Genomic DNA, 11,752 nt, shown 5'->3' on the forward strand with positions numbered 1-11,752 from the left:
TGTGTTTTAAAATTTTAAAATACAGCTTCTTTTGCTTTACTAATTTTTAATCATTTCCTTTTTTTTCATCAAACTCAATACCACTAAAGCAAGTAAAAAAAATAGTGCTAGAATTAAAAAAGAGGTCCTCATGGAATTTGTAACTGAACTTACAAAACCAAAAATAAATGTTCCCACAACTATTGCCACTTTTTCAGTTACATCAAAAAAACTAAAGTAAGTTGCATGATCGTCCGTCTCAGGTAACAGTTTAGAATAAGTTGAACGCGACAAGGATTGTATGGCACCTAAGACCATTCCGATAGTGCCTCCTAATGCATAAAATTGTATGTCTATAGTTGGACTGTTTGCATCAAGCATGAAAGCTGCAACACAAATTCCGCCCCATATTAAAACAGTAATCTGCAGAGTCTTAATGTTTCCAATTTTCTCAGATATTCTCGAAAAGATAAATGCACCTACTATTGCTACTACATTGATTAGCAAAATAATGATAATTAATTTACTAGTGTCAATACCTAATTCTTTCTTACCGAACAAACCGGCCAATAATATTACAGTTTGAACACCAATACTATATAGAAAAAAAGCAGTTAAAAATTGTTTTAATGATTTTTGAGCAGATAAACTTTTTAACACGATGACTAGCTCTTTAAATCCTTTAAAAATATAATCCTCATCTGGTTTTTTGTGAAACACATTATTTGGCAAGTAATAAAAAGTTACTTGAGCAAATCCCATCCACCAAATCCCTACCGCTAAAAAGGAAATTCTAGCTGGTAAAGAACTATCAGTAATTCCAAACCATTCCGGTTTCATAACCATAGTTAAGCTAAACCCTAACAATATTAAAGATCCTAAATAACCAAACATAAATCCCTTGGCACTCACTCTATCGTGTTCCTCCGGATGTGCAATTTCAGGTAAGTACGAATTATAAAAAACAATACTTCCCCAAAAACCAACACTTGCTAATATAGTACCGAGTATTCCTATCCATAGTGTGTCCTGACCCTTAAAAAAAAATAACGCTATTACTGATAAAGAACCTAAGTAACAAAAAAACTGTAAAAACCGCTTCTTATTTCCTGTATAGTCAGCAATACCTGATAAAACAGGAGATAAAATGGCTACTATTAAAAATGAAATAGACAATGAGTACGATAGTAAGGTAGAATTATTAAAATCCATACTTAAAAACGTAACATTGCCATTATTATCGTTTGTTACCGCATCATAGTAAATAGGAAAAATAGCAGTAGCTATTACTAAACTATAAACTGAATTTGCCCAGTCATAAAAAGCCCAAGCATTAATTAATCTCTTATCTCCTTTTTGCAATACTTTCATTGAACCATTTTTTCAACGAATTTATTTTATTTTAATTTAAGAAAGTAGGTTTTTTTAATAAATTAAAATAGCTTCAATTTATGACATTAAAAAAGCCATTTCTATATGTAGAAATGGCTTTTATTAATGGATATTTTTAAAGATTACTTAAAAACAACTCCAAATTTTGCAGCAGTAGCTTTAGCTTCTGGGATCATCGCTCTTATATTAGCTATTCTTGTAGCATCCGAAGGGTGTGTACTCATGAACTCTGGCTGTGCCGCTCCTCCTGAATTAGAAGACATTCTAGTCCAAAAAGCAATTGCTTCCTCAGGATTGTATCCTGCAATAGCCATTAAAGTCAAACCAATTTTATCAGCCTCACTCTCATTACTTCTACTAAAAGGTAACATAACTCCATATTGAGAAGTTAAACCATAAGCAGTACTAAATGCCTGTCTGGTGCTTTCACTCTTACCAGAAGTAGCCGCAGAAACTCCTAACCCAATATATTCTTGAAGTTGTGCATAACTCATACGTTGTGCTCCATGATTAGCTAAAGCATGAGAAACTTCATGTCCCATTACCGTAGCTAATCCTGCATCATCTTTTGTGATTGGTAATATACCTGAGTAAACTACAATTTTACCACCTGGCATACACCAAGCATTTACATCTGGACTTTGTACTAACTTATATTCCCATTGGTATCCTTTCAAATACTCTGTTTGTCCGATAGAAGCTAAATAACGTTCAGCAGCAGCTTTAATTTTAATTCCTACAGATTCTACTCTTTTAGCATCAGCTGTACCAGATATAACTTTATTTTCTTGTAAAAATGTACCATACTGTTGAAACGAAGTTGGAAAAAGCTCCTCGTTAGACACCAAATTTAGCGCTTTTTTACCTGTTAATGGATTTACAGCGCAGGAGAATACTAATCCTAAAGTACATATTCCTAATAATATAGATTGTTTTTTCATAGCAAATTTTATTTTTTATATTAACAAAAATACAATTAATATCAGCTTAATAATTACAAAATTATATGTAATTGTTGTAAGATTAGATCAAAACCTAATTCTATACATAAAGGGAAAATATAAAATATCGTATTGCTTTTACTACTATTCTTAAATTTTAAGTGTTAATCTAAATTATTCGATTAGTAATCGCTGTCATGATCATAAAAAAACAGCATCAAAAAAAATGATGCTGTCTAATGCTATATTTTTGTGGAAATACGTACTAAAATTATACGAATTTTAAAACTACTACTGTTAAAGGCGGTAATTGCAGTTCTATAGAGTAATCTCGACCATCGTACGGAGAAGAATCTATAGATAATTTACCTTTATTACTAATATCACTTCCCTCATATTTTTTTGAATCACTATTAAATATTTCTTTTAATTTTCCTTTTCTAGGTAGTCCAATTCTATAGTTAGATCGAACCACTTGAGTGAAATTACAAACGATAATTAAATCATTCTCTACCTTTTTACCTTTGCGCATAAACGTCATAACAGCATTTTGATGATCTGAATAATTAATCCATTCAAATCCTTCAGGGCTAAATTGGTTTTCATATAGACCAGGTTCATTTTTGTACAAATTATTCAAGTCAGTTATTATTTTTTTTATACCGCTATGATTAGCATTTTCTAATAAGTGCCAATCTAAACTTTGTTGAAAATTCCATTCTTTCATTTGTCCAAATTCACTACCCATAAAAAGTAATTTTGTACCGGGATGCGCAAACATGTAAGAATACAATAATCGTAAATTTGCAAATTTTTGCCATTCATCACCTGGCATTTTCTCGGCTAATGATTTCTTACCGTAAACTACTTCATCATGTGACAAAGGCAACATAAAATTTTCGGCATAAGTATAAGTCATCGAAAAAGTTAGATCATTTTGATGATATTTTCGATATACTGTATCTTTTTGGAAATACTGTAGAGTATCGTGCATCCAACCCATCATCCATTTCATACCAAAACCAAGTCCCCCTGCAGATGTAGGTCGAGAAACCATAGGAAAGGAAGTGCTTTCTTCAGCAATTGTTTGTACACCATCATAATTTAGGTATACCGCTTCGTTAAATTCTTTTAAGAAACTGATAGTATCTAAATTTTCATTCCCTCCATAAATATTTGGCTCCCATTCTCCATCATTTCTAGAATAATCCAAGTACAACATTGAAGCTACAGCATCCACACGGAGACCATCTACATGATAATTTTGTAACCAAAATAAAGCATTACTAATTAAAAAAGAGCGAACCTCATTACGACCATAATTAAATACTAGACTTTTCCAATCTGGATGATACCCTTTTCTTCTATCAGGATGCTCATATAAATTAGAACCATCAAAATACCCCAGTCCATGCGCATCATCAGGGAAATGAGATGGTACCCAATCTAAAATAACTCCTATACCGGCTTGATGCAATTTATCGACTAAAAACATAAAATCCTGCGGTGTCCCAAAACGTGAAGTTGGTGCAAAATATCCCACTAATTGATAACCCCAAGAAGGGTCATATGGATACTCCATAATGGGCATGAATTCCACATGAGTAAATCCTGTTTCCTTAACATAACTCACCAAATCATCAGCAAATTCCCTGTAAGTCAAAAAACTGTTATCTTCAGAATGACGTTTCCAAGAGCCTAAATGCACTTCGTAAACAGAATAAGGTTTATCGAGAGCGTTATGCTCTTTTCGAACTTTCATCCACTTATCATCTTTCCATTTATTTTCCAAATTCCACACTACCGAAGCCGTGTTAGGTGGTTGCTCACAGTAAAAAGCAAAAGGATCTGCTTTCTCCGTAAAGAAGCCTCCATTGTTAGACTGTATTTTATATTTATAAGTAGTTCCTTGCTCAAGGTCTGGAATAAACCCTTCCCATATACCTGAAGAATCCCACCTAACTTCAAGCTTGTGCTCTCCATGTGACCAAAAATTAAAGTCACCTATAACAGAAACTGATTTAGCTGTTGGTGCCCAAACTGCAAAATAAACACCTTTAATTCCATTCACTTCTAGTAAATGTCCTCCAAGCTTTTCGTACAACCTAAAATGCTTCCCTGCCTTAAACAAGTCGATATCGAAATCAGTAAAAAGGGAATGCGAGATAACTTTACTCATAGTATAATTTTGTAATTCTAAAATTATTTTAGAACATTAGTTTGTTTGAAAACAGATGTAATGTTGTTTTAACCTATTGTAAAATTGTTAGGTATAACAGCCCCTTTTTTTATTACTACAATGCCCTCCTTGATTGCATATAGCTCTTCAGATGCATCTGCTAAATGCTTGCCTCCTTTAATTTGAACATCATTTCCAATACGGCAATTTTTATCGACTAAAGCATTACTTATAAAGCATCTTTCTCCTATACCTACTAACATGCGTCCACTATCGAGGTCATTTTCCATCTCTTCGATACTTTGATAAAAATCGTTACCCATTATATAAGAGTTTTCTATAATGGTACCTTGACCAATTCTAGCTCTAATTCCTATTACAGATCCCTTTATTTCTTTGGCATTTACAATACAGCCTTCAGACATTATTGACTTATCCAACATTGTCTTATTAAATTTTGACGGCGGAAGTAATCTAGGTCTAGTAAAAATTTTATTATCGTTATCAAATAAATTAAACTTAGGAACATCATCAGTTAAACCAATATTAGCCTCGAAAAAGGAATCAATATTACCAATATCTGTCCAATAACCTTCGTACTGATAACTCAGTATTTTTTTATTCCCAACTGCTTGCGGAATTATTTCTTTTCCAAAATCTTTGGTATCAGGATTAGACATCAAATCAACCAATAACTTTCTGTTGAAGATATAAATACCCATCGAAGCTAGGTAATGCTTTCCTTCTGCTTTCATTTGATCGCTCACATCTGATTCCCAGTCCGGTAATAATTCATTAGCTGGTTTTTCTATAAATGACTCAATACAATTATCACTATTCGTTTTTAGAATTCCAAATTCTGGAGCATCTTTGGCATTCACGGGTAAAGTGGCAATAGAGATATCAGCATTGTTTTTAATGTGCTCTTCTAGCATATTATTAAAATCCATTTGATACAACTGATCTCCTGATAGTATCAAAGCATATTCAAAATCATGATTTAAAAAATGAGGCATACATTGTCTCACCGCATCTGCAGTACCTTGAAACCAAGTTGGGTTATCAGGTGTTTGTTCAGCAGCTAAAATATCTACAAAGGCTTGACTAAAAGCATTGAAGGTATAGGTATTTTTGATGTGCGCATTAAGAGAAGCCGAATTGAACTGAGTTAGTACAAATATTCTTTTAATATCAGAATTCATACAGTTTGAAATAGGAATATCGACAAGTCTATACTTTCCTGCTATTGGCACGGCAGGTTTAGATCGAGTAGCAGTTAAAGGATACAGTCGTGAACCTTGCCCTCCTCCAAGGATAATCGAAATTACGTTGTTCTTCTTCGCTTTCATATTTTGTTAATTATTAAGTTGTATGTATCTAAATATTCCTGACACACTCTTTCCCATGAGTGATCGATATTCATTCCTTTTTTTCTAATCGAATTTAATTGTGCTTTATCTTGATATAAATTAATCGCTCTGTTTATTGAATAGCATATATCTCCTACTGAGGATTGGTCATGACAAATTCCGTTGCCATCATCACCAAAATCGATCACAGTATCTTTCAATCCGCCAGTACGACGCACTATTGGAATCGTTCCATAACGCAGGGAATACATCTGATTCAAACCACAAGGTTCCACTCGAGATGGCATTAACAGGAAATCAGCGCCTGCATAGATTAAATGTGCTAACTCTTCATTGTAGCCTATAAAAGTATTATAATTACCTTTGTAGTCCCCTAGAAGACTATTTAGCTGCTTCTCAATAGCAGGATTTCCTGAGCCAAGAATTAAAATATTTATTTGTTGATAATTTTCAGATAATGCTATTGCAGACGCGTGAGGCAATAAATCTCCACCTTTTTCATCTAGCAGCCGACCGATAAAACTAAACAAAGGTTTAGTAGCATCTAAGTTAAATAACGAGCATAATACCTCCTTATTCAGTTGCTTTCCTTTCTCAAAATTTTTAATGGAATAATTCTTTTCTAACATTTTATCAATGGTAGGGTCCCAAACTTCAGTATCAATACCATTTAATATTCCAATAGACTTGTATCTAACAAGATTAAAAAGGGTTTCTAAACCATTTGCTGAATAGTTTATTTCATTCAAATAATTTGGCGAAACCGTTGTAACTGCCCACGCACACTTGACAGCTACTGCTAACGAATTAATACAATGATCCCATTCTAAAACATTGACATGAGCTAAGTCAAATTGGGGGATGTAATGTAACTTATCGAATCCAAATTGCCCTTGATATAATCCATTATGGATGGTAATCATTGAGGGAACGTTTTTGAGTTTACTATATTTAGTACTATAAAGCATCATAAAAGGTATTAAACCCGTATGGTGATCATGACAATTTATAACATTTGGCAAGCTCTCTCTTCCGATAATCCAGTCTAAAGCCGCTATTTGAAAGGAAAGAAAACGCTCAATATCATCTTCATATCCGTATACATTAGGCCTGTCAAAAAGTTCTTGAATTTCAATCAAATACAATTCAAACCCTAATTTATCGCTAGTTTCCTTTAAAACATTAAAAGGAAAACTAAATTTACCTAATTGAACAAATCCCCAATGCACACATTCAAATTGATTTTCCGCTCTAAATTTTGTTTGATAAGCCGGAATCACAACTCTAGTGGGGTTTCCAACTTTATTTTGATATTTTGGTAGAGCACCTACAACATCAGCAAGTCCTCCTACTTTAGCGACAGGGTAACACTCTGCGCTGATATGAAATATTTCCATATTTTAATTTTTCGATTCTTTGCGTTTCAACAATTAATTGAAAATAATACTTTTAAAAGATAGTAAAAGCATTCTAAATGTTAATTGTTAGTACAAAATTTATTAATTATACTACTTTTATGTTTTTCTAAATTTAGTAAAAATTATACAGAATAAAAGGCAAATTATAAATTTATTATAATGACAAAAAAATCAGCTAATAACAAACAAACAATAGAAATTCCTAAGTTTATCATATTAACAGGTAAATTTTTCGCTTTTATTTCACCAAAATTAGCCACATTATATACAGCAAAATTATTCACAACACCAATAAAACACAAGACTCCGAAGCGAGAAAGTGCAATGGACTCCAACAGCACTCAAAAAGCAATCATGGTTTCTGAAATTAACAAAGAAATTGTTGTTTATGAATACGGTAAAAGTGAAAAAAAAGTGTTACTAGTCCATGGTTGGTCTGGAAGAGGAACACAACTATTTAAAATTGCAGATGAATTAGTAAAATCAGGATATACAACTATAAGTTTTGATGCTCCAGCTCATGGAAGATCTCCAGGAAATAATAGCATAATGGTAGATTTCATTGCATCAATACATGAACTAAACAAACAATATGGTCCTTTTGAAGCGGCAATTGGTCATTCTTTGGGTGGAATGTCGGTTTTAAACGCTATTAAACAGGGATTAAATGTAAAGAATGCAACCGTAATAGGAAGCGGAGATATCGTTCAAGATATAATTGATGATTTTATAGCCAAATTGCAATTACCCAATAAATATGCAAATTCTCTACGGGAACATTTTGAAAAAAAGTATGGTGCAAAAATGAGTGATTATTCAGCATTCAAAGCAGCTCAGACAACTAAAATACCTGTTTTAGTAATTCACGACAATCAAGATTTTGAAGTACCAGTAAAAGCAGGTATACATATTCATAAAAATTTATCGGCTGGTGAACTTATGCTAACAAATAGATTAGGACATCGAAAGATTTTAGGAGACGATAAAGTCATAGAAAAAGTGATTAACTTTACATTGCAAAATAATTAAAAATAATACATCATGGAATACCCTTTAAATAAAACTGAAGAACAATGGAAAGAAGAATTAGGAGAAGATAAGTACCGTATTTTACGTAAGAAAGGAACAGAACATCCTCATACAGGAGTATATAATCTTCACTATGAAAAAGGAACCTACTGCTGCGGTGGATGTGGCCAACCTTTATTTGAAAGCGACTCCAAATTTGATGCTCATTGCGGATGGCCTTCGTTCGATGATGCGATCCCCGGTAAAGTAAAAAATGTTTTAGATAAAACGCATGGCATGATTCGTACGGAAATAGTTTGTGCAAATTGTGGAGGTCATCTTGGCCACGTATTTAATGACGGCCCAACAAAAACAGGGGAACGCTATTGTGTAAATTCCCTATCTATCGATTTTAAAGGGTAATAGATATTAATAGTACAATAAGCTATTTTTAAATTCAAAAAAGGTTAGAAAAAAGTAAAATTTTAAAAGGATTGTCAAAGACCAAATCCCTCTTATCTTTCATTGTTAAAAGGGATTTAGTTTTTAAGTTAAACAACCAGTTATAAGATATTTGAAATTAATTCTTATCCAATAATTGAAAAGAACAATGCGCGATATCTTTAATACACCAAGGTGATAGGTTCTGTGTTGACCAATCTAGTTAGGATAGGAATTAATTACAAAAATGACTTTTTATAAGTTGGCTTAATCCTACTTTTCGAAGCTTGCTCAAATGAAAAAGCACAGCCAATTAGTTCAGGCTCTGTATAAGGCTTTCCAAAAAAAGAAAAACCAACAGGAAGTTCATAAATCTTACCACAAGGTACTGTTATGTGAGGAAAACCACTTATGGCAGCTGGTGAAGTTAAAAAAACATCTCCCCATCTATCACCGTATATGGTATCTATACTGCAAGCCGGTCCCATAGTAAGTCCACAAATAGCGTCCAATTTGTTCTCATCGATGACTTTTTCTAAAACTTTTATAGCTTTAAAATGACTATTTTTTAGAGCTTCTTTATATTTAACATCACTTAAATCACCTTTCTCGTTAGAACTAATCAAAGTTTCTTGTTTGAAATAAGGCATGGCTACGTCTTCGTTCTTTAAATTAAATTCAATAACATCTTTCAATGATTTAATTTTTAAATCAGCCTGTTTCAAATAACTATTTACACCTTCTTTAAATTCATATTGCATCACTTCAAATTCAGATTCACCTAAATCATTAATAGCATCCAAGTATTCAATTTCAACAACAGTGCCTCCAAGACTTTTTATTAAGTCAGTAGACTTTTTTTGTAAAGCATGCATAAATTGATTGGTTCCTTGTTGCTTTTTTTCGACACCAATCCTTTTTCCTGACAAATAGTTTTTCTCCAAAAATTTCAAATAATCAGATTCCTTTTTTTGTTTACTATCTAAAGTACTATTATCATTAGAATCAATACCTGATAAAACCCCAAGTAAGATTGCTGCATCCGTAACAGTACGCGCCATAGGCCCAGCCGTATCTTGGGTCGAAGATATCGGAATAATTCCAGTACGACTTACCAAACCAACAGTAGGTTTGATACCAACTACGCCACTTACTGATGAAGGGCAAACTACAGATCCATCTGTCTCAGTTCCAACAGAAATTGTACAGAGGTTAGAGGAAACTGCAACACCAGATCCTGCACTAGAACCACAGGGATTATGATCAATAATGTAAGGGTTTTTAGTTTGACCTCCCCTACTACTCCATCCTGAGCACGAACTAGTTGATCTAAAATTTGCCCATTCACTTAAATTGGTTTTGCCTAAAATAATGGCTCCCGCATCTCTCAACCTTTTAACTACATAAGCATCATTTCTAGCTCTATTTCCCTCTAAAGCTAAAGCTCCTGCTGTAGTTTGCATTTTATCAGCTGTATCAATATTATCTTTGATAAGCACAGGAATACCATGTAAAGCACCTCTCAATTTTCCGTTTTTCAACTCATTATCTAACTCTCTAGCTAGTACTAAAGCATCCGGGTTTAATTCTATAACCGAATTAATTGAAGGACCATTTTTATCTATCTCTTCAATTCTGCTTAAATACAGTTCTACTAACCTTTCACAAGTATATGTACCTAACTTCAATTTACTTTGTAAACTAAAAATAGTCTCCTCGTCAAGTTCAAAATCTTTAACATCATTAACTAATATCATTGAGTCATCTTTATCATTTTTGTTAACACAACTTGTCGATAAAAAAGTACTTATACCTGCTGTACCTAATGTAGCAGTGGTTAAAAAAGAGCGTCTTTCCATTGGAGCTTATTTAAATTAAACTTCCTAAATTTATATAATAACTTTTAAATACAAAAGTAATATCAAATTTATGTAGCTAATTTTATGATGTTAACACAATGACATTTAGAATTAGAAAACTAATCTATAATATCTAAAACAATTATAAACAAATGTAACTTTTGAAAATAAGTTTTTAACTCATAATTAGGATCAAAGATTGGCTATTTACAATTAAGAATAAAGATTCACAATTTGTTATATATAATGTCGAAAAACTAGGCTTTCACAAGAAAGATAAACTAGAACTATGTGAACATATGATAATAGACCAAAATTTTATTATAAATAAAAACTAACAATACTATCTAAAATAGGTAATTTCTAGTAAAAAACCGAATAAAAGAAATTTGAAAAAGAAAGAATACTTAAGAAGTTAGTATAATCAAAGAACAAATCTTGTAAACAACCAAAAAGTCATCTAGATAAAGAATGATTAACGATAAATACACCTATAACCTACCAATTCAGAATACGGTGCCTGCTAAAATTATCTAATAGATTGAAATTACCTAGATACGTAAATATAGATAGAAAGTAATGATTTACATTTTTTAGTAACTACTAAAACTATTGTATACAAGAAATAAATATTTGATTCAAAGATAATTCCCAATAAACTAGTCCAATAATCTGTTAGTCGGTAAGCGAACACGGCATTTATATAAAACAAAAAACCCCAACTTTTACAAGTTGGGGTTTTCAAAAGAAAGGCGACGAACCGAGCCGACGTGGCGGGGAACACGGAGTTCCTATAAAAGAAGAAAGCCTGTCTTAAAAAGACAGGCTTTACTAAAGAAAGGCGACGACATACTCTCCCACATAACTGCAGTACCATCTGCGCAGGCGGGCTTAACTACTCTGTTCGGGATGGGAAGAGGTGAGCCCCGCCGCAATAACCACCTTAAGGTTGTTAGTCTAAAGTCGAATGTCTTAAAGTCTAAAGTTTCCTTTGAGACCTGTGACTTTCGTCTTTGGACTGCTCTGCGTCGAGCAAATATCTTAACATACTGAGATAAAGAAAAAAGTATTTTTTTAGAAAGTTTCTCCCTCCCGATTGCTCGGGAGGAAAAGTGTACATAAGCTTACGGATTATTAGTACTACTCGACTATGACATTACTGCCT

The 11,752-nt window shown here is 32.8% G+C and carries 8 protein-coding genes and 1 rRNA gene; 2 read left to right on the top strand and 7 right to left on the bottom strand.

Annotation, left to right across the window (positions count from 1 at the left end):
• Positions 1–39 precede the first annotated feature (39 nt).
• From H8R22_RS11315 to H8R22_RS11335, 5 genes are all read right to left on the bottom strand, one after another.
• Positions 40–1,350, bottom strand: coding sequence for an MFS transporter (locus H8R22_RS11315; RefSeq protein ID WP_187010493.1), 1,311 nt, complete (start codon positions 1,348–1,350; stop codon positions 40–42).
• Between the two features lie 143 nt (positions 1,351–1,493).
• A complete protein-coding gene (locus H8R22_RS11320; RefSeq protein WP_187010494.1) occupies positions 1,494–2,312 on the bottom strand; it encodes a M48 family metallopeptidase in 819 nt (272 codons plus the stop codon).
• A gap of 271 nt (positions 2,313–2,583) precedes the next feature.
• Positions 2,584–4,491 carry a 1,4-alpha-glucan branching protein GlgB gene (glgB, locus tag H8R22_RS11325; protein ID WP_187010495.1) on the bottom strand — a complete coding sequence of 636 codons (1,908 nt, stop codon included), beginning with the start codon at positions 4,489–4,491 and terminating at the stop codon, positions 2,584–2,586.
• A 68-nt stretch (positions 4,492–4,559) separates the two neighbouring features.
• Positions 4,560–5,840: a glucose-1-phosphate adenylyltransferase gene (locus H8R22_RS11330; RefSeq protein ID WP_187010496.1), complete on the bottom strand. Its 1,281-nt coding sequence runs from the start codon at positions 5,838–5,840 to the stop codon at positions 4,560–4,562.
• Positions 5,837–7,258, bottom strand: a complete 1,422-nt coding sequence (locus H8R22_RS11335) for a glycogen synthase (RefSeq protein WP_187010497.1) — start codon at positions 7,256–7,258, stop codon at positions 5,837–5,839. Before H8R22_RS11335 ends, H8R22_RS11330 begins: the two co-directional genes overlap by 4 nt.
• A gap of 180 nt (positions 7,259–7,438) precedes the next feature.
• Here H8R22_RS11335 and H8R22_RS11340 point away from each other — a divergent pair, with 180 nt between their 5' ends.
• Positions 7,439–8,308 carry an alpha/beta fold hydrolase gene (locus H8R22_RS11340; RefSeq protein WP_187010498.1) on the top strand — a complete coding sequence of 290 codons (870 nt, stop codon included), beginning with the start codon at positions 7,439–7,441 and terminating at the stop codon, positions 8,306–8,308.
• A gap of 12 nt (positions 8,309–8,320) precedes the next feature.
• Entirely contained in the window at positions 8,321–8,710 is a 390-nt protein-coding gene (gene msrB, locus H8R22_RS11345; RefSeq protein ID WP_187010499.1) for a peptide-methionine (R)-S-oxide reductase MsrB, read from the top strand.
• Positions 8,711–8,967: 257 nt separating this feature from the next.
• Here the strand turns inward: msrB and H8R22_RS11350 are convergent, their stop codons facing one another.
• Entirely contained in the window at positions 8,968–10,587 is a 1,620-nt protein-coding gene (locus H8R22_RS11350; RefSeq protein WP_187010500.1) for an amidase, read from the bottom strand.
• An 836-nt stretch (positions 10,588–11,423) separates the two neighbouring features.
• Positions 11,424–11,533 (bottom strand): 5S ribosomal RNA (rrf, locus tag H8R22_RS11355).
• Between the last annotated feature and the right edge of the window lie 219 nt (positions 11,534–11,752).

The organism is Flavobacterium kayseriense (genome assembly GCF_014305095.1).
Lineage (GTDB): Bacteria > Bacteroidota > Bacteroidia > Flavobacteriales > Flavobacteriaceae > Flavobacterium > Flavobacterium kayseriense.

Coding starts and splice junctions, on each gene's coding strand:
- H8R22_RS11315 (WP_187010493.1), bottom strand. CDS start 1,350: ATGAAAGTATTGCAAAAAGGAGATAAGAGATTAATTAATGCTTGGGCT.
- msrB (WP_187010499.1), top strand. CDS start 8,321: ATGGAATACCCTTTAAATAAAACTGAAGAACAATGGAAAGAAGAATTA.
- H8R22_RS11340 (WP_187010498.1), top strand. CDS start 7,439: ATGACAAAAAAATCAGCTAATAACAAACAAACAATAGAAATTCCTAAG.
- H8R22_RS11320 (WP_187010494.1), bottom strand. CDS start 2,312: ATGAAAAAACAATCTATATTATTAGGAATATGTACTTTAGGATTAGTA.
- H8R22_RS11350 (WP_187010500.1), bottom strand. CDS start 10,587: ATGGAAAGACGCTCTTTTTTAACCACTGCTACATTAGGTACAGCAGGT.
- H8R22_RS11335 (WP_187010497.1), bottom strand. CDS start 7,258: ATGGAAATATTTCATATCAGCGCAGAGTGTTACCCTGTCGCTAAAGTA.
- H8R22_RS11330 (WP_187010496.1), bottom strand. CDS start 5,840: ATGAAAGCGAAGAAGAACAACGTAATTTCGATTATCCTTGGAGGAGGG.
- glgB (WP_187010495.1), bottom strand. CDS start 4,491: ATGAGTAAAGTTATCTCGCATTCCCTTTTTACTGATTTCGATATCGAC.